We start from the raw sequence: 23,780 nt of genomic DNA on the forward strand, positions 1-23,780 counted from the left end.
ACGTCGCGCTATGCGGCCAGCGCGACCGTCTTGAGGTTGAACGCACGCAGCAGGTCCTCGCAGAACGCGGCGACGATCGGTTTCTCGCTCGCGCTGCGCTTCATCGCGAGATGCAGCGGCACGTCGAAGCTGAATGTCGCGCGGCCGACGGCCTTCACGAGCCCGCGCTGCTCGAACGGCTCCGCGTAATGCGCGGGCAGGTAGCCGAGATGGCCGCCCGACAGGATCAGGATCGTCGCGGCCTCGATGCTGTCCGCGCTCGCGGTCACGCGCCGCTCCGGCAGCGGATGCTGCTCCTCCGGCACCGGATAGGTGCGCCACACCCAGTCGTGCGCCTGCAGGTCGTCGGCCGACACCGGCCGCGCCGCATGAAACAGCGGATGCCCGCGGCCGCAGTAGATCACCTGCGCCTCGGTAAACAGCGGCGTGTAGTCGAGCCCCGGCACGCGATGCCAGAAATAGCCGATCGCGAGATCGAGCTGGTTGTTGACGAGGCTTTCCTCCAGCTCCTGCGGCGATGCGACCTTCATCGCGAACGTGACGGCCTGGTCGCGCTTGCGGAATGCGCCGATCGCGTCGGCGAGGCGCGCGTTCTCGACGAGCGGCGCCTGGCCGATCAGGCCGATCGACAGCGTACCGACCAGCTTGCGGTCGATGTCACGCACGCGCGCGACGAACTCGGACGTCGCCGCGACGAGCGTGCGCGCGGTGGCCGCGAAGCGTTCGCCCTTCGACGTCAGGCGAAAGCCGCCGCGGCCGCGATCGCACAGCTTGAAGCCGACGCGCGCCTCCAGCGCGGAGAGCTGCGTGCTGATCGTCGATTGCCGCACGCCGAGCGAGGCCTCGGCGGCCGTGATGCCGCGTGCGTCGACGACGGCCAGAAAGACCCGGATGAGCCGGAGATCGAGATCGGTGGTATTCGAGAACATGCTGAAGCCGCTGCGCGTGCGCGCGTTGTCCGGCCGGCACGACACCGGCCGCCTTCACCGATGTACCCGACCCGGTGTGCGCCGCCATCGGCAACGGCGCACACCCTACCCGTCATTCACGAACGCCGCCGCGTCGCCTACATCGGGAAGCCCATCGCCTTGATCCCGTTGATCCACGCGCGCTTCCAGCCGCCTTCGGCATCCGCGCCGTCGAACGCATGGAACGTGATCTTCGCGGCGACCCAGCGCATCGGCTCGGGCGGGATATAGCCCGGGCTCTGGTTCGCGATGTCGAGCGTGCGCTCCGGGCTGTCGCGATCGAACAGGAGGTTCAGCCCCATGAACGCGCCGAACCGGCTCGCCGCGACGCCGAAGCCCGTGTAGCCGGCGACGAACACGGCCTTGTCGCCGAGATAGCGCTTCGCGAACACCGAGCCGCGCGAGCAGTAGTCGATCGGGCCGCCCCACGCGTGCGAGAAGCGCACGTCGCCCAGTTGCGGGAACGTCCGGTAGAACGCTTCCGCGAGCCGGTAATAGGTTTCGCGCCGGCCGTCCTGATGCGGTTCGGGATCGCCGTCGAAGTGATAGCTCACCAGCCCGCCGAAGATGATGCTGTTGTGCTTCGTCAGCCGAAAATAGTTGAGCTGCGTGCGCGTGTCGTATACGCCCTGGCGATTCTTCCAGCCGATCCGCACGAGCTGTTCGTCGGTGAGCGGCTCGGTCGCGAGCACGTGGTCGCGCACCTGCATCACGCGGCGGTTGATGTCGGGAATGCCGACCTTCGCGGTGCCGCTGCCGAACACGACGCGCGGCGCGCGCACGCTGCCCTTCGGCGTCTTCACGACCACCGTGCCGCCTTCGTCGGTCACGGCCGTGAGCGGCGTGTGCTCGTACAGCTTCACGCCGAGCGACAGCGCCGCGCGCTTCAGCCCCCACGCGAGCTTCGCCGGATGCACGATGCCGCTGCGGTTGCGCGACCACAGCGCGCCCGCGAACAGCGGCGAGTTCAGTTGCTCGCGCGTTTCCTCGCGGTTCAGCAGCACGACGTCGTGACCGTATTCGCGATGCAGGTCGTAGTCACCCTTCAGGTGCGCGAGGTGCCCGGGGTCGACCGCCACCGTCATTTCGCCGTTCCACTCGATCTCGGCGTCGATGTCGTAGCGCTTCAGCGTTTCCTCGAAGCCGTCGAGGTTGTGATGGCCGAATGCCTCGAGCTGCGCGATGTCGTTCGGGAACACGCGCACCGCGTTCGGCAGCCCGTGCATCACCGACGTCGAGATGATCCCGCCCGCCCGGCCCGATGCGCCGTGCGCGACCTTGCCGGCCTCGATCAGCACCACGTTCAGGTGCGGCATCTGTTCCTTCGCCTGCACGGCCGCCCACAGCCCGGTGAAGCCGCCGCCGACGATCAGCAGGTCGGCCGTCACGTCGCCGGCGAGTTCCGGCTCGGTGGCCGGTGCGGCCGGGTTGTCGAGCCAGTACGGGAACAGCTTCGTATTCGCGAGCGCCTGTTCGACGCTCAATGCCGCCGGCGTGCCACGCGGCGCGTGCGCCGGTGCGGCGTGTCCTGCTTCCTTGACTTCCATTTCCATGATCCCGGCCATGACACGTGAAAACGAAGCCGCCGCGGGGCGCGCGTCACCCTGGTGACGACGCCACGGCGGCGGCTCACATCACGACTTCTCGAGCAGCACGTAGAACTTCTTCGCGTCCTCGATCGTCTCCCAGCGGCCCGCGAAACCGGCCGGCAGCAGATAGCCCTGTCCCGGCGTGAATTCCCTGCGATTGCCTTCCACGTCGGTCAGCGCGATCCGGCCCTCGACAAGCCACACCGCTTCGTCCGCCGTGGTTTCGGGGAACGCCACCGAGCCGACCTTGCCTTCCCACCAGCCGACGAGGTAATTGCCGCTCTTGCCTTCGGCCGCGCGCCAGTCGGTTTCGTCCATCCCGAAGTCGAGCTTCGTGAATTCGCCCATGCCTGCGCCCAGCGGCAGGATGTCCTTGATCAGTTTGGTCATCTCAGTCTTTCGTCTCTCGATTGAAGAAGCAGAGACAACGTTACGCATTTACACTGCCCCGGTATGCCCCCCTTCGGGGGGGACAAAGCGCGTTTTCCGGCGCGCGCAAGATCGCGGGACGCCGTACCGTATTTCCCCCTAATGACGTTTTCGGCTTCGGACGCTAGAATCGCGCCGCCTTTCACCGGGGAACCGCATGCTGCACGACGTGAACCCCTTCCACCGCGACACCGACCGCTTCAACGTGTCGTTCAAGGCGCTGGGCGAGCTGATCGAGACGGTCGGCACGCCGCACTTCGTGCCGCGTCTCACGCAACTGCTGAACGAAGTCGTGCCGCTCGACGTCGCGCACGTCGAGCGCTCGCGCGTCGACGGCACGATGCCCACCGGCTACCGCTGCGAATGGGTCGGCAGCAGCGGCATCGGCGCCGAGACCGCCGAAATCTCCGACGTGATGACGCTCTACTACGAGCGCTTTCTCGACAGCGACCCGCTGTTCGCGGGACTGCGCGGCAAGACGGGCACGATGCTCGTCGTGCGCGACATCGCGGCGATCCCGCCCGGCGAGTTCCGCCAGCGGCTGTTCGACGACGTGCACATCGGCCACGAATGCGTGCTCGCGCGCGGCACCCGCTATGCGCAGCATTCGATCGCGCTGGAACGCGGCCGCGACCGCCCGCCGTTCACGCTCGCCGAGATGAACCGTTTTCGCAGCATCAGCGACATGCTGTTCCCGCTGCTCGAGCTGCACGCGTCGACCACCGCCGCGCGGCGCGTCGCGCACCCGACGCCCGACGTACATCCGCTCGCGCAGTTCGACGCGCGGATCGCGGCCGACGGCGTGAAGCTGTCGAAGCGCGAATACGAAACCTGCAAGCACCTGATCTCCGGCAAGACCGTGCCGGAGACCGCCGACATCCTCGGCGTGCGCGTCGCGTCGGCCGAGTCGTACGTGAAGCGCGCGTTCGCGAAGCTCGGCGTGCGCACGAAGCGCGAGCTCGCCGCATGGGGCTCGGCCGCGCCGGCGTTTCCTGCCGCCGCGGCACATGCAGACGACGATGCGCCGTCCGTGATCCCGGGCTGACTTGATCGGTCGCCGATCGCCCCCGCTTGCGGTTGCGCCGCGTCGATGCGGCGATGCCGCTCGCATCGAGACCCGTCGATGTAAACGTTGCGACTTCAAGATCTTCGCGCCCGCCTTCTCCTCTACCATCGGCCGATCGTTTTTCACCGGAAAGAGGAGACGGCCCCATGCACCGCGAACTGAACCAGCCGATGGGCGGTAACGAGATGCCGCGCTTTGGCGGCATCGCCACGATGATGCGCCTGCCGCAGGCCGACACGACCGACGGCCTCGACGTGTGCTTCGTCGGCGTGCCGCTCGACCTCGGCACGTCGAACCGCTCGGGTGCCCGCTTCGGGCCGCGCCAGATCCGCACCGAATCCGTGCTGCTGCGCCCGTACAACATGGCCACGCGCGCCGCACCGTTCGATTCGCTGCAGGTCGCCGACATCGGCGACGTCGCGACCAACCCTTACGACCTGAAGGATTCGGTGCGCCGTATCGAGCAAGCGTATGACGAGATCGTCGCGAACGGCTGCCGGCCGATCACGCTCGGCGGCGACCACACGATCGCATGGCCGATCCTGCGCGCGCTGCACAGGAAATACGGCAAGGTCGCCGTGGTGCACGTCGACGCGCACGCGGACGTGAACGACACGATGTTCGGCGAGAAGATCGCGCACGGCACGCCGTTCCGCCGCGCGGTGGAAGACGGCCTGCTGCAATGCGACAAGGTCACGCAGATCGGCCTGCGCGGCACCGGCTACCACGCGGACGATTTCGACTGGTGCCGCCAGCAGGGCTTCACCGTCGTGCAGGCGGAAGCATGCTGGAACCAGTCGCTCGCGCCGCTGATGGCACAGGTGCGCGAGCGTATCGGCGACGCGCCGGTGTATCTCAGCTTCGACATCGACGGCCTCGACCCGTCGTTCGCACCCGGCACCGGCACGCCGGAAATCGGCGGCCTGTCGGTGCAGCAAGGTCTCGAGATCATTCGCGGGATGAAGGGGCTGAACATCGTCGGCGCGGATCTCGTCGAAGTGTCGCCGCCGTACGATCCGACCGGCACCACCGCGCTCGTCGGCGCGAACCTCGCGTTCGAGATGCTCTGCGTGATGCCGGGCGTCGCCTGCCGCTGATCCGATCGACAGGAAAACCGTCATGTCCACCACTGAGCTTTCCCCTTCCGCCGCGACGCGCGTGCTGCCCGCCGCGCGCATCGCCGGCCAGCCCGTGTGCGCGCATTCCGATGAAGCCGGCGCGCCGATCTTCAATGCCGCGACCGGCGAGACGATCGGCTGGCAGGCATTCGCGAGCGCCGCTCACGTCGACGCCGCGGTCCGCGCCGCGCGCGACGCATTCGCCGGCTGGCGCGACACGCCGCCCGCCGAGCGCGGCCGCCTGCTCGCGAAGATCGCCGAACGCGTCGAAGCCAGCCGTGAGCGCCTCGCGGCGCTGCAGATGCAAGTAAGCGGCAAGCCGCCGTTCGAAGCCGATGCCGACGTCGACGACGTCGCGGCGACGTTCGCGTACTACGCGCGGCTGTGCGACGACCCGGCGCTGTTCGCGGCCGAGCCGGTCGCGCTGCCGAGCGACGCCGTCGCGGCCGAGCGCTTTTACGACGCGCTCGGCGTCGCCGCGCTGATCATGCCGTGGAACTTCCCGATGGTCACGACCGCGTGGAAGCTCGCGCCCGCGCTCGCGGCCGGCTGCACGGTCGTGCTCAAGCCGTCCGAACTGACGTCGCCGGCCGAGCACGCGCTGCTCGACCTGATCGCCGAAGCCGGCGTGCCGGACGGCGTCGTCAGCGTCGTGAACGGCGGCGCCGAGGTCGGCGCGGCGCTGGCCGCGCATCCGCTGATCGACAAGATCTCGTTTACCGGCAGTACGGCTGCCGGGCGCAAGGTCATGCAGGCCGCGGCCGAGGACATGAAGCGCGTGACGCTCGAACTCGGCGGCAAGTCGTCGCTGATCGTGCGCGACGACGCCGATCTCGACGCCGCGGTATCGCTCGCCGTCGCCGGCGCGTTCACGAACGCGGGCCAGATGTGCTCGGCCACCGCGCGCATCCTCGTGCACGACAGCCTTTACCGCGGCTTCATGGCCGCGTTCGAAACGGCCGTGCGCGCGCTTGTCGTCGCGCCGCCCGCCACCGAGCAGGTCGCGATGGGGCCGATGATCTCGGCCGCGCAGCGCTCGCGCGTCGAGGCGATGCTGGAGCAAGGCATCGCGGCCGGGGCGCGCATCGCGTTCAGCGGGCGCGTCGCCGAGGGCGGCGGCAGCGGCTTCTTCATGGCGCCCGTCGTGGTCGCGGAACCGGCCGCCGACAACCTGCTGTGGACCGACGAGGTATTCGGCCCGGTCGCGTGCGTGAAGTCGTTCCGCACCGACGACGAGGCGATCGCGCTCGCGAACGACACGCGCTATGGACTCGTCGCGACCGTCGTCACGCGCGATGCGCAAGCCGCAAGGCAGTTCCAGGCGCGCGTGCGTGCCGGGCTCGTGTGGATCAACACGCCGCAGCTGATCTACCCGCATGTGTGCTGGGGTGGCTTCGGGCTCAGCGGGATCGGCCGCGAACTCGGCGTGACGGGCCTGCGCAGCTATCAGGAGCTGCGCCACGCGATGCGCGCGATCGATTGACCAGGGCAGCCATCCAGGCCGTGGGCGACGCCGTGCCCAGTTGCGCGGCGTCGCCGTTTTTTGCGAGGATTCGCGCAATACCAGGGGAATGCAGGAAAGCCCGTCTGCGTTCCGCCCGAAACGGATGGCGATCGGACGGCGTCGCGCACGATCGACGCGGGCCGGCCCGGCCATCGCGCGCTTGGGTCTGTCGCCCCCGTTTGCTATACATGAAGGCGTTACCCGACGAGAGGTGCCTATGCCGCGCGTTATCCGCCCTGCAAGCGCCGACGAACTGCCGCGCGCCGAAGCGCTGGTCGTTCGCAGCATCAACGACCTGACCGTCCGCCACGGGTTCGGGGCGATCGCCACGTCGCGGCCGCCGGATTTCCAGGCTTTCTGCGTCCGGGACGATCCATGTGGGGCGTGGCTCGCCGAGGAGGATGACGAGATCGTCGGCTTTGCCCTGAGCTGGGTATGCGACCGGCTCTGGTTCCTTGCCGAACTGTTCGTCGCTCCCGGCCGTCAGGGACAGGGTATCGGCGACGCATTGCTGGAGCGCACCATCCGGCATGCAAGCGCGGCCGGCGCGACCGAAAGGAGCCTGATCACCTTCGCATTCAACGTCGTGTCCCAGGGACTGTATGTGCGACACGGCCTGCTTCCGCGCGTGCCGATCCATTTGTGCAGCGCCGCGCGCGACGCACTGGCGCGTCATGCGCCCGGCCCCGCGCTGAGCACGACACCGATCCGGATGACCGGCGACGATCTCGACATGCTGCGGCGAATCGATCTAGCCACGCTGGGTGTTTCGCGAGAGAAGCATCACCGTTACCTGGTAGGCGATCCGACGATGCAACGCGTGTTCCTCGAAGACGGGGGCGAGCGGATCGGCTACGCGTACGTTGCCGCCACGGGCCACATCGGTCCGCTGGCGGTCATGCACGCACATGCGATGCCCGATGCATTCCGGGCGGCGCTGGCGCTGGCCGTCGCGGGCGACGCGACGCAGGTCTCCGCGTTCGTTCCCGGGACGAGCGATGCGCTGGCGATCGCGGCCAGCCGAGGCATGCGATTCACGCTTCCGATGGTGTCGATGTCCACGCACGATTGCAGCGACTGGACGCGTTATCTCCCGAGGAATCCGGGCTTCATGTGAGGCCGCGTCGTGCGGCGGCCTTGCGCGCCTGTCCGATCGGCGTTTCGTCGGCAACCAGGCGCGCAGCCTGCGCCGTCACTATCGATGCGCGGCCGCCTCGGCCGCGGTATCGTGATATTCGGCAAACGTCGCGATCTTCCCGCCATCGATCGTGAACAGGTGCACCCAGTCGTCCTCGTACGTGCGTCCGGTCGAATGGACATGCCAGCGCTGCGTGCCGAGCACGACGACCCGGTTGCCGCTGGCGATGAACTCGAGCGGCTCGAACCGCTCCGCGGTCTGCACCGACGCAAGCGCCGCGAAGAACGCCGCGACCTCCCGCGGCCCTTGTCTTCTGCCGACGAACGGAACGACGTCGGCCGGCCCGGGGATGAACCAGTCGACGTTTTCGGACAGCGTCTGCAGCACGCCGTCGATATCGGCCCTGCCGAACGCAGCGTATGCCTGCTGCACCAGTTGCACGTTGCTTTGCTCGCTCATCGCGCCCTCCCGTCATCGCCGATTCGCCGCGTTGCGGCGCGGAAATCGGGCCGCAGACAATTCAGCATAGTCGAACCGCGGGACGGCCACGCACCGGGTTCACGCGCAGTCGGGCGAGATGGATTTGGTATGAGCAATTCGCGGTGCCGCTATCCTGCCGCCACGATCACATGCGCCTGAATCTTGCCGGCCACCGGCCCGTCGCCATGGCGGGCGGCAATGGCCTCGGTCCCGCGATCCACCGCCAGTTCAAGCAAACCGGCATCGCGCGCGGCGATTTCGTCGTGCCGCGGCGTTCCCATGCAACAGGCGGTCGCGGCATCTCGTGCCGACACCGCGCGACTTGCCTTCTCGTCGTTGAAGGCCACGCCGGCACGCTTTCGACATGCGCGTCTCGCGGCGGCCGGCATGACGGCTGCCCATGCCGGCCCTGGACAGGCTTCATGCATGACAGGCGTTCGAACCGGAGAACGGCGCGGGCGACGGATGCATGCCGAAGATCGCGTTTTCCGACGCGGAAACACGCGACGGCAACGGGCCGATCAGCGACATCGCTCGAGATCCGCGAAACGCGTTCGCTGCCTCGTCGTTATATCCCATAGAATATATCGACATCTGTACCACCGGAGACACGCCATGCCCCGCACGCCGACGGACCGCGCCCCGCCGCGCACCGTACGCGCCAAGACGCCCACGTCGACACTGCCCCGCAACATCAGCACGCTGCGGCCGGTGCCGAGCGACGGCCGCGCGCAGCAGGTCACGGACGTCGTCGATGCGTTCCGGCGCCTGCGCGGCAGCGTGATGCGCTTCATCCGGGTGTTCTCTGCCGCGACGGACGACACGCTGTCCGCACTGAGCCTGCGCGACCTGCTGGCGAGGCTCGCGCGCGACGCACGCGCCGCCCGCTTCACGCGGCTGTCCGACCTCGAACGCGCGATCGGGCTGGCACGCGGCCTCGAACGCACGCGCGACGACGTGTTCTCCGACGCATTCAGCAACGACCCGGCCGCGATGCGCGACGCGGTGGCCGCGCTGGAGCGCGTCGACGTGCTGCTGGTCGGGCTGTGCGTCGAACACGTGATCGAACGTCACACGCCCGCATCGCACCCGGAATCCGCCGCCCTCTGCTGAGCCGCGAACCGCGCATTTTCCCGGCATTTCGTGCGTTATATTCCGTGGTATATTTCGCCGGTCTTTCGCGCATCCGTCTCCGGTCCGTCAGGTCCGGATCGAGGTCCACATGCACGCTCCGCCCTTTCGCCTGGCCCGCACGGCGGGTCTGCCATCGTCCGGCGGCTCTTCACCCGCGGGCGAAGGGCGAACCGACGCCTGCTGCGCGCCGTCCCGTGCGCAGCAAGTCGAGCTGAAGCGTCGTGCGCGCCTGTCCGAGCTCGATTCGAACCTGCACTGCTCGATCATCGGCACCTGCCTGACCACGCACGAACTGCGCAAGCTCGTGCCGAAATTCACGGATCTCGACCGCCAGCGCGCGACCGACCTGGAAATCCACCACGCGGCCGTCGAGCTCGCGATCAAGGGCGCGGCCGGCGGCAAGGCACTGCACAAGGCGCTCGACGAACGCCATGCGGGTGCCATACGCGCATTCGACAAGGCGATGGACGCCGATGCGCTCCTCGCGCTGTGGCGGGACGCGCTGAAAAGCGGCGACATCCCGCCCGCGTACTGGGCGCTGATGACGCATCCGTGCACGACGATGGGCGTGCGCCAGGCCGCGTTCGGCGACCTGCACATGCTGTCGCACCTCGTCGGCGCGGCGAATCGTGCGGATATTCGCCGGCTGGTCGCGCTCGAGGAAGAGAATGCGGCGCTGCACGCGAAGATCGAGCGGCAGCAGGCGCGCCTGCACGAGATGAGCATGGCGCGCGATGCCGCGCTGAAGGAGCGCGACGCGTGCATTGCCCGCCGGAACGTGCAGCCGATGCGTGCCGAAAGCGGGTTGCACGACGAAGTGCGCGAACTGCGCGAGGCGCTGGCCGCGCGCGACGAACGCGTTGCGCTGCACACGAGCCGCCGCGAGGCGGCGGAACAGCGGATCGCCGCCGAACAGGCGAGCGCCCGCGCGATGCGCGCACGGCTCGACGACCTGATGGCGATGGTGAGGACGCTGCGCGCCGAGGCGAGCGCGATCGAACAGGCGGTGCAGGCGTCGACCGGCGATCCGGCCGCGCCCGTGGCAGCGTCACTGTCGATGCTGCAGCGCAAGCGCATCGTCTACGTCGGCGGCCGGCCCGGGTCGAACCGCGCGATCCGGCGGATCGTCGAGACGGCGGGCGGCGAACTGACGCTGCACGACGGCGGGATCGAAGATCGCAAGGGCCTGCTGGCCGCCGCGCTGCCGGGCGCGCACATGGTGGTGTTCCCGGTCGACTGCGTCGACCACGATTCGGTGAACCTGCTCAAGCGCATGTGCGAACGCCACCAGATCGCTTACTACCCGCTGCGGACCGCGAGCGTCGCCAGTTTCGTCGAGCTGATCGGGCGGCTCTATGCGCATGCGCACGAGGTCATGCCGCCGGATGCGCAGACGGGCGAAGCGTCGCGCTTCTGCCTGCGGCATGGCTAGCCACGTCAAACAACGCAGGCTTCAGCGGCGCACCATCCTGGTCAGCGCGGCGATCTCGCCCGCGCAGGCCGCGTAAGCGCGCGCCTCGATCTCGCGATAGAGCCGGATGATCTCCTCGCCGACCGGCGTGAGCACGCTGCCGCCGCCGCTCTGGCCGCCGTGTTCGGAAACCGTCGCGGGCGACTTCAGCGACCGGTTCAGCTCGTCCATCAGCAGCCACGCGCGCCGGTACGACATCTCGAGGCTGCGCGCCGCCGCCGAGATCGACCCGTGCTCGCGCACGGCCTCGAGCAGCGCGACCTTGCCCGGCCCGAGCGCGATCGTGCCGGCCTGCTGGATGCGCATTCTGAACCGCACCTCTGGCTTGGGGTGTGCCGAAGTCTTCATCTTGTCTGCCGATGGAACGATGCGGGCAAGCATACACGATGGATCGCGCGGCGAACCGCCGGCGGCCTGCGCGGCACCCGCTCAGACCTCGAGCACGCGCGCGACGATCCCCGCCAGCCGCTTCACGTGACGCGGCGCGGACAGCACGTCCGTGCCGGAGAACAGCAGCGGCGCGCCGTCGTCGATCGACAGCGGTGCGTCACCGCATGCGTATGCGACGATCACATGCTCGCCGACGGGCGTGTTGAACAGTTCATGCCACGAGAACGTGACCGCGTAGCCGTCGTGCGCATACGCGATGAACACCATCCGCTTGAAGTCGCCCGGCATGTCGTTGCGCAGCCCGGCGGCCTCGATCAGGTCCTTCAGCCGCGCGCCGCGATACGGCTGAACCGAGCGGATGAAGCGGTTCGTCGTGAAGCAGCGCAGGTCGAACGGCCCGGCGCTCACGCACGCGTGGCGGCGCAGGTCGTCGAGCGTCAGGGTCATCGTCCGCTCGAAGGCGCCAGCCAGCGCGATCGAACCCGCTGTCTCCTGATGCGCCGAAGGCGCTGTCGTGCCTGTCATCTCCATCGCCCGCCTCCGTTGTATCGGTCGATATATTACGCCGGGAAACGTCCACAAGACAGAGTGCAGACCGCATGCGCCGGATCACGGCACCGGATCACGCCCGGTGCGACGCCTCGCGTCAGGACAGCACGATGTTCCGGATGACCTCTTCGCCGACGGCTTCCCGGTGCGTCGAATTCAAGATGGTGCTCCCGTGCTGGTGAATGTGTGTCGGTGCGGTCGATCATTGTTTCGATATGCACCGTCGAATATATCGCGTTCCGTGCCGGCGCGTTGCGCGGTTGCATGGCGCTTCGAGGTGCAACAGCGCTCCGGCGAATGAGCGGCATCGCCGCGATCCGCGATCCCGCACCGCCGGCCCAGGCTCGGCCGGTTCTGCGCCGATATCCCGCATAATCGGGCGTTGAACGGCGCCGCGGGGGAAGCATTGTGCGAGCGCAGCGATTCAAGAGAGGAACGGGCGCGATCCGGCTCGCCGCGGGCGGCGGGCGCTCGTCCGGGGGAATACCAGGCCATCCCGCTGAAGACAGGATACCGACACATGGACCGAGCCGAGCACATCAGCATCGAACAGGCGGTCGATCTGCCCGCCGACGAACTGAACGGATGCGACTTTTCGTTCGAGATCGCGTGGGAGCTGAATGCGCCGTACCAGGATCTGCTCGATTTGCGCGCGCTGCCCGTGCGGCGCAAGGACTACGGCTTCGACCCGGCCGGCTGGGCGCGCGAAGCGTCCGGCGGCACCGCGCTGTTCCGCGCGACCGCGGGCGGGCGTCTCGCGGGCTTCGTCGCGATCACCGAAAGCTGGAACGGAATGGCCGAGATCGCGGAACTCGCGGTCGATCGCGCTTGCCGGCGGCAAGGGATCGGCCAGTTCCTGCTGGCGGCCGCGGAAGCGTGGGCACGCAGCCGCGGATTCGGCTTCATGCGGCTGGAAACGCAGGCGAACAATGTCGCGGCCTGCTGCACGTACGCCCGCGCGGGCTTCGTTGTGGGCGGCCACGACCGCTTCCTGTACGCCGACGGCGCGAACGACGGCGAAGTCGCCCTCTTCTGGTACAAGGATCTGCGAGACGGGCAGACCGCGAAGAGCCGGACGGTCGATCCGGAATCGATGCGGCCGCTGCCCTGACCCGCGACAGCCTGCCGCCTCGACGCCGGCCTTGCTGCTGCGTTACTTCCGCGTCGCGACGATGAACAGCCGCGGGAACGGCAGCAGCACGGTGCCGTCCTCGAACACCGGATAACCGTCCGGACCGGCGAGCGCATCGCGATAGCGCGCGACGAACGCGTCGCGTTCGCTGTCGTCCAGTGCCGCGAGGAACGGCCGCAGCGCGCTGCCCTTGAACCATTCGACGACCGCATCGACGCCGCCGCTCAACGGATGGTAGTACGTCGTGCGCCATACATCGACCCGCGAACACGACGGCGACAGCAGCGCATGGTAGTACCGCGCGTCGAACCGCTCGGTGCGCGCCGCGCTCTTCAGCTTGTCCGCCCACGGCCCGGCCGCGGCGACTTCGCGCATCAGCCGGTGGGCGGGTTCGTCGAGGTTGTCGGGCATCTGCACCGCGAGATGGCCGCGCGGCGCGAGCCGGCCGACGAGTGACGGGAACAGCGCATCGTGCGCGGGCACCCACTGCAGCACCGCGTTCGACAGGATCAGGTCATAGCCGCCCGGATCGTCCCAGGTGGAAACATCCGCGAGATCGAAACGCAGCGCGGGCAGGCGCTTGCGCGCGGCCGCGATCATGTCCGGCGACGCGTCGATGCCGCGGACCGTCGCGTCCGGTGCGCGCGCGATCAGCGCCTCGGTCGAATTGCCGGGCCCGCAGCCGATGTCGATCGCGGTATGGATCGGCGTATCGGGCACCGCGGCCAGCAGGTCGCGGACGGGCCGCGTGCGTTCGTCTTCGAATCGCGCGTACTGTTTCGCGTATTGATCGAGTGGGGTCGTCACGGTATGCCTCCTGGTCAAGCGCAAGGCCGCACAGTTGTCACCCGCGGCGCAGGCGCTGTACGACATGATCGTCGAGCGCGCGACGCCGGGGCGGTGACGGCAGGCAAGGTGCTCAAAGCGTCTTGACCATGAACACGCGTGCCGTCCCTTCGGGCTCGCACGGCACTTCGCCGAATGCCTCGTAGCCGTGCTTCCGGTAAAAGTCCGGCGCCTGGAACGTAATCGTGTACAGCACCGCGCGGGCGCAGCCGCGCCGCTTCGCCTCCGCTTCGGCCTCGCGCAGCAGCCTGCTGCCGAAGCCGCCGCCACGCAGCGGTTCCGGCAGGTAGAAGAGATCGATGAAGAACAGGCCGAGCGACGTCCGGCCGGTGAGGCCGCCCAATACCTCGCCGGTCGCGGGATCGGTCACGTAGACGTCGAGCGCCGCCGTATCGGCGCGGCCCGTCATCGCGTGGTTGAATTCGCCGAGCTTGCGGCTGATGAAGTCGCGGGCGGCCGGCTGTTCGGTGTCGGTCAGCCGAAGAGCAACGGTGGGATGCGCGGTCATGAATTGAAGGCGTGCGTGAACGGGCCGCCGGACATGTGGAGCGTCTGCAGCGGGCGTCGCACGACTATAGCGCGTCCGGCTGAATACTGGCGGGCGGAATCAGTGGTCGGGCGTGGCACAAGCCACGGCGACCGGATTCCTCGACGGGTATGCAGACGCAGGCCGGCTCCGAACCCCGGCCACGCATGCGGCACAATCTGCCCATCGGACGTCCGATAAACGAATCGACCGGAACGCCTGCGTGACGTTGAATCGACGCGAAACGATCCCGCGTCAGTTGTACCCAAGAATCGCCACCGCCGCGACATCCGGCCGATCGATCGTGCTGCCGACGAGCGATGTCATCGGCTCCTGCAGCACGGCCTGATACGACGTCACGTGCGCCTCTTCCGGCGCGCCGGCTTGATCCCACACCGGTTCGTCGAATGCATCGAGGCCAGTGAAAAACCCGGGTTGCGTTTGCGTAAAAGTCATCTCCACTCCTTTTTATATGTCGTCGATGTTCTAATTGGACTGCTTCAACGTGGCCGCATGGACGGTCGGCACGGGCGCGCCGTCACGCGCGGCCTCCGACCGCGCGAGCTGCGCGCGCGTGCGTCGCGTGATGCGAATCACCGCGAACACGACCGGCGCGATCAGCAGGCCTTCCGCCAGTTCGGGATCGACCGGCAGGTTCATCACGTGCAGCGCCTTGAACGCCGCGGTCGCGAGCGACAGCACGTAGTACGAAATGGCTGCCACCGACAGCCCTTCGACCGCGTGCTGCAGATGAAGCTGGTTGCGCGCGGTGCGCTCCATGCCGGCCAGCAAACGCGTCACGTCCTTTTCCTGCGCGAGATTCACGCGCGTGCGCAGCAGGTCGACCGCTCGCGCGATCCGCGCGGCGATCTGCTCGTGACGCGCCCACACGCTGCGGCAGGTTTCCATCGCCGGCGCGAAGCGCCGCTCCATGAATTCCGCGATCGTCGGCATTCCTTCGATGCGCTCCTCGCGCAGTTCCTGGATGCGCGCCAGCACGAGCTTTTCGTATGCACGCGACGCGCTGAAGCGGCCGCCGGACCCCGACAGCGCCTCGACCCGCACCGCGAGATGCGTGAGCTTCACGAGCAGGGCCGCGTCGTCGCCTTCGGCGCCGCTCGCGTCCATCCGCTGCATCAGCGCATGCAGCGCCGCGTGGATCTCGTCGAGCTCGCGGCTCATCCGCCGCGCGACCGGCAACGCAAGCAGCGCCATCATCCGGTACGTCTCGATTTCATACAGGCGCTGCAGCAGGCGGCCGCCCTGCTCCTCGCGGAAATCCTCGTCGACGACGAGAAAGCGCATGAAGCCGTCGTCGCGCACGTGCCAGTCGCAGAACACCTTGCCGCCGCCGAGCACGCTGCTGCCGACGAGCGCGGGCCCATCGATCCAGCGGCGCAGGTCGCCGCACACGAGCCGCGCGGCGTCGCCCGACAGCAACTCCATGCGCACCGCGACGAAGCGGATGCCCGCGAGCCGCGCGAACCAGGCGGCCGGGATCCCTTCGATCGCGAGATCGTCGAAATAGCCGGTGTCGCGACGCGGCGCGACGAACGTGAAGGTCGAGAATTCGGTGTGGCGTTCCCACTTCAGATGCCAGCCGCACGGCGACTGCACCGCGTAGTGGGTCGCGCCGTCCTGCGGCACGGCGATGCCGGTGTCGCGGCACAGCGCGTGCAGCAGCGTTTCGTGGATGTCGGGCTGGCCGTCCGTGTAGATCGCGTAATGCGTGAGCGACACGGCTTCGGCGAGCCGCAGGAACGGCCGGGCATGCAATTCCGCGGCCAGTGCGGCGCGTAACGGATGATCCATCATCGGTACACCACTCTTCCCTGTTCAGTCCTGCACGCCGGTTCAGCCGGCCTGGCCGCCGCGTCGCCCTCGGGCACAACGCCAGCGTGATCGCACTATGGCAGACACACAGCAACAATAAAAACGCATAATGCTGATCGTTACGTTCAGTTTTCCTGATACCCATGAAGATGCTCGATCACGACGTGCTGGCCACCGTCGTCGCCGTCGCGGAAACCGGCAACATGACCCGCGCCGCCGAAGCGGTGAACCGCTCGCAGTCGGCCGTGAGCATGCAGATCAAGAGCCTCGAGGATGCGATCGGCCGGCCGCTGTTCGTGCGCAAGCCGCGCAGCATCGTGCTGACGCGCGAAGGCGAGGTGCTGCTCGGATTCGCCAGACGAATGCTGGCGCTGCGCGACGAGGCGTGGGCGGCCGTGGTGCGGCCGGAAGTGACCGGCAAGGTGGTCATCGGCGTGCCGGACGACTATGCGTCGTCGCTGCTGCCGTCGGTGCTGAAGAAGTTCTCGGCGACCTACCCGAAGGTCGAGATCCAGGTGATGGGGCTGCCGAGCAGCGCGCTCGCGCCGCTGATCAAGGACGGCACCGTCGATCTCGTGTGCGGCACGCGCATCAAGGGGCTGTCGGGCGACTTCATCCGCCACGAGCCGATGGCGTGGGCCGCGATGACGAACGGGCCGCGCGTGTGGGAAGAGCGGCCGTTGCCGATCGCGGTGTTCATGCCGGGCAGCGTCGCGCGTGAGAACGCGATCCGCAGCCTCGAACGCGCGAAGGTGCCGTACCGCACGTCATATGAAAGCCCGAGCCTGCTCGGGCTGCTCAGCATGGTCGAGGCCGGCCTCGCGGTCGCGCCGCTCGCGCGCTGCGCGATTCCGGCGCAACTGTCGATGCTCGGCCGCGCGCACGGGCTGCCCGATCTGCCGCCGCTCGAGCTGATCCTCGCGCGCAGCACGAAATCGAAGCGCCCGCCATGCGACTTTCTCGCGGAACAACTGATGGAAGATCTGCAACGGCAAACCGGCCAGACCAGCGACGTCTGAACCACGGTCAGGCGCGCGCCGGCCGCGTCGTCACGCACCGCCCGGGCGCGGATGACCGGCCGCGAGCATGGCCGCGTTGACGATGCCAGCCACCGTGTCGACGAGCGCTTCCAGCGTGTTACCGTGCACGTGCCGCCCGTTGGGCGGAATGCATTCGTTGCGCCGGCCGCCCCACTGCGACCCGGCCGTCACCGACAGCGTCGCGCCGAACCGGTTGCCGTGCCGCCGGCCGAAGATGCCGACGCGCTGCTCGCCCAGATACGCCTGCTCGGGAAGAAACAGCCGGATATCGACCGCAACCTGATCGGGATCGCCAGCGCGCGTGTTCGCATCGACCGACGGCGCGAACGCCTTCGCGATGCGCAGCGTCACGTGCGAATCCCAGGCGGCCAGCGGGCCGCCGGCCGCGTCGACGCGTTCGATGTCGACCGACCAGTGATGGCGATCCGGCACCCGGATCGCCTGGCGCAGCAGCACGTCTGCCGTGCGAACCGTCACCAGCAACTGCCGGGCAAGCTGTCCGCCCGACGGCAGCGTCACCGCGCGCAGGCGGCCGCTCGCCGGACGCACGGTGTGCACTTTTTCCGTGAGGTACATGGATCCTCCCTGTCGAGGGCCGGCGCCGCGTACGACGCGGCGCGCGAACGTCCGCCGCGACCGGCCGACGGACGGCACGGCGACCGGCGAAACGACGGCGAATCTGATACGGGTACGAGCAATCAGCGTTCCCGGGCCGGGCGAACCGGTGCGCCGACGTGCAAACGGCGCGCGACGGGGCCGATCACGGCATCGGTCTGCTGCGCGATCAGCATGTGCAGCGTGAAATCCAGGTCTTCGGGCGCGATGTCGAATTGCACGCGGATAACGTCGCGCACGGTGCGCGCGCTGACCACATACACGCCGAGCGGCGAATGCAGCAGCGCCGCGAGCCGGGCGTGCGCGAGCGCGCCGGTATCGGCCGTCAGCGTGACGGGCAACTGCAGGCGCGGGCGCGGCGGCGGAAACGGAACGACGGTGTTGTGGGCGCCGGCGCGCAGCTGGCGGCCGGCGGCGTCGAATACGGGGACGGGATGGATGAAGGTCATGGCGAGGACGGCGGGCGTCCCGGCTGTTGGACACATCCCGAGCTTAGAAGGCAGCGCATAAATACCGTGCAAAAAATCGGTATTGCAGTGCAAAAAACGGCATGCCGGCACGTAGCGTGCCTGGTGGTGCTGCCGGCGCCCCGTCAACGCTGACAGGACAACGGCCCGCGCCGCGCCGATACACTGTGCGCCACCTCGACGCCCGGCGTCCGCGATGCCGGACGTCGCTTTCATTGCGCGTACGATTCGGCGCCTCCGGGCGGCCCGATCGCATGGCGTGCACACCGCCTCGACCCGATGGAGTCTCGCTTGAAACACCGGCACATCACACCGCTCGACGCACGCCCCGACGCCGGCCCCGGTTCATGCGCCGCGATCCCCTCAGCGCTGCCGGCGCGCACGCACCCGCGCCGCCCGCAATGAGCACCGGCCCGCGCAATGCGCGGATCGACGTGCTGCGCGGCGTATCGATCCTGCTCGTCCTGCTGCATCACTTCAACATCCCGTACGCGCTGCGCGACACGTCTCTCGCGCGCGTGTTCGGGTGGGACGCCGTGCATGCCGTGGTCCGCAACGGCAACTATGGCGTGACGATGTTCTTCGTGATCTCCGGCTACCTGATCACGTCGAATGCGCGCCACCGATGGGGCAGCCTCGGCGCGGTCGACGTGCGCGCGTTCTACGTGTCGCGCCTCGCACGCATCGTCCCGTGCCTGCTCCTGCTGCTCGCGCTCGTCAACGGGCTGGCGGCGGCCGGTGTGCCGATCTTCGCGAACCATGCGCCGAAGGGTGTCGCGGCGTCGTTCTGGCTCGTCAATCTCGCGTCGCTGACGTTCTGGATGAACGTGCTGATCGGCGCATACGGATGGGTGAACTACGCGCTCGGCGTGCTGTGGTCGCTGTCGGTCGAAGAGGTGTTCTACCTGTCGTTTCCGCTGCTGTGCATCGCCCTGCGCCGCGACGCGCGACTGTTCGCGTTCTGGCTGGCGATCGCCGCGATCGGCCCCGTGTACCGTTTCACGCATGCAGGCGACGAAGGCGGGTTTCTGTATGCGTATTTCGCGTGCTTCGACGGCATCGCGATCGGCTGCTGCACGGCGCTGCTGGCGGGGCGCGCGGGCTGGCGGCAGCTCGCCGCCGCGCCCGTGCAATGGCTGGCCGCGATCGCGATGACCGTGCTCTATCTCGCCTGGCCGATCGCGCGAAGCCATGTGATCGGCGTGTCCGCGATGGCGCTCGGCACCGCCGTGCTGCTGATCGGCGCGCATGCCCGCGGCGCGCGCATGCAGGGTCGCGCGCTCGCGCCACTGCGCTGGAGCGGCCGGCTCAGCTACGAGCTGTACCTGTTCCACCTGATCGCGCTCGGCGCGCTGCGCACGGTATGGCCTCCGGCCGCCACGCACGGCGACGACAAGCTCGTGCTGCTCGTCGCGTATCTGGTGGTGTCGGCCGGATTGAGCGCGGTCATCGCGCGCGGCTACGCGACGCCGCTCGACCGCTTCATCCGGCGGGCCGCGTCGCGACCTGCGGCACGCGTGCCGGACGCCGCGACATGAGCAGCATCCGACGGCACCTGCAGGGTCGATGAAAGTAAGCGCGGTATCACGCCGCCTCTCCGATGACGGCCCTGCGCATCGTCACGATGCGGGCAGGTGGAATATTTGCCCATACGATCCGGCTGGCGCCGGCAACAAATGCCGGATCGCGCAGCGGATGACGGTCGGGCGATCGCAGGTCGTAGGTGAACTGGATCACCACGCCGTCGAGCGACAGCACACGCTGGCACTGATCGACGATCGCCGTCACGTCCTCGCGCGGCAGCGTGCGCAGCGGCAGGCACGACACGATCGCGTCGACCCGCGCGTCGGGCGGCAGCAGCCGCTCGAGCTGCCGCGCGTCGCCCGACACGATCGAGATACCGGGAAAACGTCGTCGCAGGTGCTGCACGAACGCCGGCGACCGCTCGACCACGACGAGGCGCCGCGGCGCGACGCCGCGCTCGAGCAACGCGGCGGTGATCGCGCCGGTGCCGCCGCCGAGTTCGACGACGAGCCCGTCGCCGTCCGGCACCGCATCGGCCATCTCGCGCGCCAGTTGCCGCGAACTCGGGCACAACGCGCCCACCGCGGCCGGGCGGCCGACCCACTCGCGCACGAACAGTGCCGAGACACGCAACGCGTTCGGCCAGGTCATCGGCCGACCTTGCGCGCTTGCGCGTTCAGCTTCGACGTGCCGATGACTGCAGGAAACGGGGCTACGGCGACTCGGGGCTCTTTCACGTGCATTCTCCTGGACAAATCGGTCCGCCGCGGCCAAGCGACGATCCATCGATTCTAGGAAATGCAAACTTAAGGCGACGTGAAGATTGTCCCTGATTGCGTCGCCGGTGCGGCCGTGCCGCCGCATGCCCGATCAGCGGTCGACGCGCTGCTGAAGCTGCGCGGCCCGCATCCTCGGCGTGTCGCCGTCGGCGTTGAGCCATGCGATCCGCCATCTCGAGGCGCGGCTCGGCGTGCGCCTGTTCAACCGCACGACGCGCTCGGTGGCATTGACCGAGGCCGGCGAACAGTTGCTGCTGCGCGTGCGGCCCGCGGTCGCCGATCTCGAGGACGCGATCAACGACGCCGCGACCGCCCGCAACCGGCCGTCCGGCCAGATCCGGATCAGCGCGTCGGAATCCGCGTCGCGCCCGCTGATCCGGCATGTGCTGCCCGGTTTCGTCGCGCGCTATCCGGACATTCATGTGGAATTCGTCGTCGACTCGCGGCTGATCGACATCGTCGAACACGGCTTCGATGCGGGCATTCGCGTGCACGAGGACGTGCCGCGCGACATGATCGCCGTGCGGTTCGGCGACGCGGTCCGCTTCGTCGCGGTGGCGTCACCCGACTACCTGGCGCGACACCCGGCGCCGGACGGCCCGCAGGACCTCCGCGCCATCGGTGCCTCCGGTTCCGCTTCGAAAGCGGCGCACTCCATCGATGGGACCTGATGCGCGACGGCAAGCGCGTGAGCGTCGACGTCGACGGACCGGTGACGCTCGGCAGCCTGAACCTGATGGTCGACGCGGCGCTCGCTGGCATCGGCATCGCGTGGGTCACGCAATCGCGGGTCGCCGAGCACCTGGCGGACGGACGGCTGGTGCGCGTGCTGCCCGAATGGGAACAGGCATTCGACAGCCTGTGCCTCTACTATCCGGCGAACCGGCATCCGCCGGCCGCACTGCGGCTGTTCGTGGAGGCCGTGCGCGAATGGGCGGCCGCCGGCGGCGCGGCATCGCCCGACTGACGATTCGCGAACGGGAACGGCGACATGCAGTCGGGGCCCGTTCGCTCACCGTTGCGTGCCCGGCCTTCGACACCGGCCGGGCCGGATCACGGGCCGACGCCATGCACACCGGCCGCCGCGGCCGCGGGCCCGTCACCCGCGCCGCACCGCCATCTCACCGCAGGTTGGTCCGCGCCAGCTCGACGATCTCGTCGCCGCGTCCGCTCAGGATCGCGCGCAACATGAACAGGCTGAACCCCTTCGCATGCGCGATCTCGATCTTCGGCGGCATCGCGAGCTCGTATTTCGACGTGACGACGTCGACGAGCGCCGGCCCGTCGTGCGCGAACGCGGTGCGCAGCGCGTGCTCGACGTTCTCCGAATGCTCGACGCGCACGCTGAAGATCCCCGCGCCTTTCGCGATCGCCGCGAAGTCGGTCGGGCTCAGGTCGACGTTCGTGTCGAGATAGCCGGCCGCCTTCAGCTCCATCGACACGAAGCCGAGCAGGCTGTTGTTGTAGACGACGATCTTGATCGGCAGGTTGAGCTGGCGCGCGCTCAGCAGATCGCCGAGCAGCATCGACAGGCCGCCGTCGCCCGACAGCGACACGACCTGCCGCCCCGGATGCGCGCCCTGCGCGCCGAGCGCCTGCGGCATCGCGTTCGCCATCGAACCGTGATTGAACGAGCCGTGCAGCTGGCGCTTGCCGTTCATCGTCAGGTAGCGTGCGGCCCACAGCGTCGGCGTGCCGACGTCGGCCGTGAAGATCGCGTCGTCGGCCGCGACTTCGTCGACGATCTTCGTCAGGTATTGCGGATGGATCGCGCGGCCCGGCGGCTCGGCCACCGCGAGATCGTCGAGCCCCTTGCGCGCGGCCGCGTAGTGCTTCAGCGCGTTCTCGAGGAAGCGCCGCTGCGTCTTGCGCGTGAGGCGCGGCAGCAGCGCCGCGATCGTTTCCTTCACGGTGCCGACGAGCCCGAGCGCAAGCGGCGCGCGATGGCCGAGCTGCGAGCCCTTCCAGTCGATCTGCGCGACCTTCGCGTTGGCTGGATAGAACGGCCGGTACGGGAAGTCCGTGCCGAGCATCAGCAGCGTGTCGCACGATTCCATCGCGTGATAGCCCGAGCTGAAGCCGATCAGCCCCGTCATCCCGACGTCGAACGGGTTGTCCCATTCGACGAACTGCTTGCCGCGCAGCGCGTGCACGACCGGCGCGCCGAGCGTGTCGGCCAGCGCGACCACTTCGTCGTGCGCGCCCTGCGTGCCGCTGCCGCACAGCAGCGTGACCGCGTCCGATTCGTTGAGCAGCGCCGCGAGCCGGTCGAGATCGGCGTCGGCCGGCAGGATCGACGGCGGCGCCGACTCGCTCCACGCCGGCTCCTCGTCCGGGCCGTCGCCGAGCGCGATGTCGCCGGGCAGCACGATCACCGCGACGCCGCGCGCTTCGATCGCGGTGCGCATCGCGCGCGCGAGCACGCGCGGGAACTGCGACGCATTGGTCACGAGTTCCGCGAAATGGCTGCACTCGCGGAACAGTTCCTGCGGATGGGTTTCCTGGAAGTAGCCGAGGCCGATCTCGGTCGACGGAATGTGCGCGGCGATCGCGAGCACCGGCTGGTGATTGCGGTGGCAGTCGTACAGCCCGTTGATCAGGTGCAGGTTGCCGGGGCCGCAGCTGCCCGCGCACACCGCGAGCCGCCCGGTCGACGCGGCATCCGCGCCGGCCGCGAACGCGGCGCTTTCCTCGTGCCGCGTATGCATCCAGCGGATCGAGCCGATCTGGCCGAGGCTGAACGACAGCCCGTTCAGGCTGTCGCCCGTCACGCCCCAGATGCGTTCGATGCCCGCTGCCGCCAGCGTCTTCGCCAGGTATTCCGCCATCGTCTGTCTTGCCATGATGCCCTCGCTCGTTGATCGGTCGTCACACGATTGATCCGGCTTCGGCGGCCGCCGCCTTCGCCGATGACGGGACGAGCATACGCGATCGTGCCGAGCGACGTCGTGACGATGAACGCGCATCGCGCCCACGCGGCCGTGAGCCGTGAGCCGTGAGCCGTGAGCCGTAAGCCGTGAGCCGTAAGCCGTAAGCCGTAAGCCGTAAGCCGTAAGCCGTGACCGATTGCGCTGCCGTTCGTCCCGTTCCGCGATGGCGGGCAAGCGTCACCGTTTCGTGGGCGCCCGCGCCGGCGGCCAACCAAGCGATCGGCCTCGCTCGGACGCCGGCTCGTCGTGATC

Annotated in this window: 24 protein-coding genes and 1 pseudogene; 10 read left to right on the forward strand and 15 right to left on the reverse strand. The window is 68.6% G+C overall.

What is annotated here, in order from left to right; all coding sequences use genetic code 11:
• Positions 1 to 8: 8 nt before the first annotated feature.
• The 3 genes from DIE22_RS25205 to DIE22_RS25215 form a co-directional block, all read right to left on the reverse strand.
• On the reverse strand, positions 9 to 929 hold the full coding sequence (locus DIE22_RS25205; protein ID WP_124606337.1) for a LysR family transcriptional regulator: 921 nt from the start codon (positions 927 to 929) through the stop codon (positions 9 to 11).
• Between the two features lie 137 nt (positions 930 to 1,066).
• Positions 1,067 to 2,521 carry an FAD-binding oxidoreductase gene (locus DIE22_RS25210; protein ID WP_124499950.1) on the reverse strand — a complete coding sequence of 485 codons (1,455 nt, stop codon included), beginning with the start codon at positions 2,519 to 2,521 and terminating at the stop codon, positions 1,067 to 1,069.
• Positions 2,522 to 2,602: 81 nt separating this feature from the next.
• Positions 2,603 to 2,947, reverse strand: coding sequence for a cupin domain-containing protein (locus tag DIE22_RS25215; RefSeq protein ID WP_124499951.1), 345 nt, complete (start codon positions 2,945 to 2,947; stop codon positions 2,603 to 2,605).
• 196 nt (positions 2,948 to 3,143) lie between these two features.
• Here DIE22_RS25215 and DIE22_RS25220 point away from each other — a divergent pair, with 196 nt between their 5' ends.
• From DIE22_RS25220 to DIE22_RS25235, 4 genes are all read left to right on the forward strand, one after another.
• Positions 3,144 to 4,031 carry a helix-turn-helix transcriptional regulator gene (locus DIE22_RS25220; RefSeq protein WP_124499952.1) on the forward strand — a complete coding sequence of 296 codons (888 nt, stop codon included), beginning with the start codon at positions 3,144 to 3,146 and terminating at the stop codon, positions 4,029 to 4,031.
• A 167-nt stretch (positions 4,032 to 4,198) separates the two neighbouring features.
• Entirely contained in the window at positions 4,199 to 5,149 is a 951-nt protein-coding gene (gene speB / locus DIE22_RS25225) for an agmatinase (protein WP_124606338.1), read from the forward strand.
• A 22-nt stretch (positions 5,150 to 5,171) separates the two neighbouring features.
• Positions 5,172 to 6,653 carry an aldehyde dehydrogenase family protein gene (locus DIE22_RS25230; RefSeq protein WP_124499954.1) on the forward strand — a complete coding sequence of 494 codons (1,482 nt, stop codon included), beginning with the start codon at positions 5,172 to 5,174 and terminating at the stop codon, positions 6,651 to 6,653.
• 238 nt (positions 6,654 to 6,891) lie between these two features.
• Positions 6,892 to 7,791, forward strand: coding sequence for a GNAT family N-acetyltransferase (locus DIE22_RS25235; RefSeq protein WP_124606339.1), 900 nt, complete (start codon positions 6,892 to 6,894; stop codon positions 7,789 to 7,791).
• 78 nt (positions 7,792 to 7,869) lie between these two features.
• On the opposite strand, the gene DIE22_RS25240 is transcribed toward DIE22_RS25235, so the two are convergent.
• Both DIE22_RS25240 and DIE22_RS25245 read right to left on the reverse strand, forming a co-directional pair.
• Positions 7,870 to 8,271 (reverse strand): nuclear transport factor 2 family protein, encoded by a 402-nt coding sequence (locus DIE22_RS25240; RefSeq protein WP_124606340.1) that lies wholly within the window; start codon positions 8,269 to 8,271, stop codon positions 7,870 to 7,872.
• A gap of 149 nt (positions 8,272 to 8,420) precedes the next feature.
• Complete coding sequence (locus DIE22_RS25245) at positions 8,421 to 8,639, reverse strand: hypothetical protein (RefSeq protein ID WP_311767753.1); 219 nt, start codon at positions 8,637 to 8,639, stop codon at positions 8,421 to 8,423.
• 268 nt (positions 8,640 to 8,907) lie between these two features.
• On the opposite strand from DIE22_RS25245, the gene DIE22_RS25250 reads away from it, so the two are divergent.
• Both DIE22_RS25250 and DIE22_RS25255 read left to right on the forward strand, forming a co-directional pair.
• Positions 8,908 to 9,405, forward strand: coding sequence for a hypothetical protein (locus DIE22_RS25250; RefSeq protein WP_185640681.1), 498 nt, complete (start codon positions 8,908 to 8,910; stop codon positions 9,403 to 9,405).
• A 109-nt stretch (positions 9,406 to 9,514) separates the two neighbouring features.
• Positions 9,515 to 10,858, forward strand: a complete 1,344-nt coding sequence (locus DIE22_RS25255; protein ID WP_124606341.1) for a DUF2325 domain-containing protein — start codon at positions 9,515 to 9,517, stop codon at positions 10,856 to 10,858.
• 21 nt (positions 10,859 to 10,879) lie between these two features.
• Here DIE22_RS25255 and DIE22_RS25260 read toward each other — a convergent pair whose 3' ends face one another.
• A complete protein-coding gene (locus DIE22_RS25260; RefSeq protein WP_124500020.1) occupies positions 10,880 to 11,203 on the reverse strand; it encodes a winged helix-turn-helix domain-containing protein in 324 nt (107 codons plus the stop codon).
• Between the two features lie 123 nt (positions 11,204 to 11,326).
• Positions 11,327 to 11,818 carry a molybdopterin-dependent oxidoreductase gene (locus DIE22_RS25265; RefSeq protein WP_124606342.1) on the reverse strand — a complete coding sequence of 164 codons (492 nt, stop codon included), beginning with the start codon at positions 11,816 to 11,818 and terminating at the stop codon, positions 11,327 to 11,329.
• A gap of 538 nt (positions 11,819 to 12,356) precedes the next feature.
• Here DIE22_RS25265 and DIE22_RS25270 point away from each other — a divergent pair.
• Positions 12,357 to 12,947, forward strand: a complete 591-nt coding sequence (locus tag DIE22_RS25270; protein WP_124499958.1) for a GNAT family N-acetyltransferase — start codon at positions 12,357 to 12,359, stop codon at positions 12,945 to 12,947.
• Positions 12,948 to 12,989: 42 nt separating this feature from the next.
• Here the strand turns inward: DIE22_RS25270 and tam are convergent, their stop codons facing one another.
• The 4 genes from tam to DIE22_RS25290 form a co-directional block, all read right to left on the reverse strand.
• Entirely contained in the window at positions 12,990 to 13,775 is a 786-nt protein-coding gene (tam, locus tag DIE22_RS25275) for a trans-aconitate 2-methyltransferase (RefSeq protein ID WP_124606343.1), read from the reverse strand.
• A 112-nt stretch (positions 13,776 to 13,887) separates the two neighbouring features.
• Positions 13,888 to 14,322 carry a GNAT family N-acetyltransferase gene (locus DIE22_RS25280; protein WP_124499960.1) on the reverse strand — a complete coding sequence of 145 codons (435 nt, stop codon included), beginning with the start codon at positions 14,320 to 14,322 and terminating at the stop codon, positions 13,888 to 13,890.
• Between the two features lie 273 nt (positions 14,323 to 14,595).
• Positions 14,596 to 14,796: a hypothetical protein gene (locus tag DIE22_RS25285; RefSeq protein WP_124499961.1), complete on the reverse strand. Its 201-nt coding sequence runs from the start codon at positions 14,794 to 14,796 to the stop codon at positions 14,596 to 14,598.
• 30 nt (positions 14,797 to 14,826) lie between these two features.
• On the reverse strand, positions 14,827 to 16,155 hold the full coding sequence (locus DIE22_RS25290; RefSeq protein ID WP_124606344.1) for a DUF3422 family protein: 1,329 nt from the start codon (positions 16,153 to 16,155) through the stop codon (positions 14,827 to 14,829).
• Between the two features lie 161 nt (positions 16,156 to 16,316).
• Here DIE22_RS25290 and DIE22_RS25295 point away from each other — a divergent pair, with 161 nt between their 5' ends.
• Positions 16,317 to 17,192, forward strand: a complete 876-nt coding sequence (locus DIE22_RS25295) for a LysR family transcriptional regulator (protein ID WP_124499963.1) — start codon at positions 16,317 to 16,319, stop codon at positions 17,190 to 17,192.
• Between the two features lie 30 nt (positions 17,193 to 17,222).
• On the opposite strand, the gene DIE22_RS25300 is transcribed toward DIE22_RS25295, so the two are convergent.
• Together DIE22_RS25300 and DIE22_RS25305 are read right to left on the reverse strand one after the other, a co-directional pair.
• Positions 17,223 to 17,789, reverse strand: a complete 567-nt coding sequence (locus tag DIE22_RS25300) for a hypothetical protein (RefSeq protein WP_124499964.1) — start codon at positions 17,787 to 17,789, stop codon at positions 17,223 to 17,225.
• 122 nt (positions 17,790 to 17,911) lie between these two features.
• Positions 17,912 to 18,277: a hypothetical protein gene (locus tag DIE22_RS25305; protein WP_124606368.1), complete on the reverse strand. Its 366-nt coding sequence runs from the start codon at positions 18,275 to 18,277 to the stop codon at positions 17,912 to 17,914.
• 419 nt (positions 18,278 to 18,696) lie between these two features.
• Here DIE22_RS25305 and DIE22_RS25310 point away from each other — a divergent pair, with 419 nt between their 5' ends.
• A complete protein-coding gene (locus DIE22_RS25310; RefSeq protein ID WP_124606345.1) occupies positions 18,697 to 19,833 on the forward strand; it encodes an acyltransferase in 1,137 nt (378 codons plus the stop codon).
• A 46-nt stretch (positions 19,834 to 19,879) separates the two neighbouring features.
• Here DIE22_RS25310 and DIE22_RS25315 read toward each other — a convergent pair whose 3' ends face one another.
• Positions 19,880 to 20,470 (reverse strand): class I SAM-dependent methyltransferase, encoded by a 591-nt coding sequence (locus DIE22_RS25315; RefSeq protein WP_124606346.1) that lies wholly within the window; start codon positions 20,468 to 20,470, stop codon positions 19,880 to 19,882.
• Positions 20,471 to 20,711: 241 nt separating this feature from the next.
• On the opposite strand from DIE22_RS25315, the pseudogene DIE22_RS25320 reads away from it, so the two are divergent.
• Positions 20,712 to 21,565 (forward strand): annotated as a pseudogene (locus DIE22_RS25320) (LysR family transcriptional regulator); the annotation flags it as partial.
• A 154-nt stretch (positions 21,566 to 21,719) separates the two neighbouring features.
• Here the strand turns inward: DIE22_RS25320 and poxB are convergent.
• Positions 21,720 to 23,441 (reverse strand): ubiquinone-dependent pyruvate dehydrogenase, encoded by a 1,722-nt coding sequence (poxB, locus tag DIE22_RS25325; protein WP_124606347.1) that lies wholly within the window; start codon positions 23,439 to 23,441, stop codon positions 21,720 to 21,722.
• Positions 23,442 to 23,780: the final 339 nt, after the last annotated feature.

Origin of the sequence: Burkholderia sp. Bp9142 (genome assembly GCF_003853415.1) — a bacterium.
Taxonomy (GTDB): Bacteria; Pseudomonadota; Gammaproteobacteria; order Burkholderiales; family Burkholderiaceae; genus Burkholderia.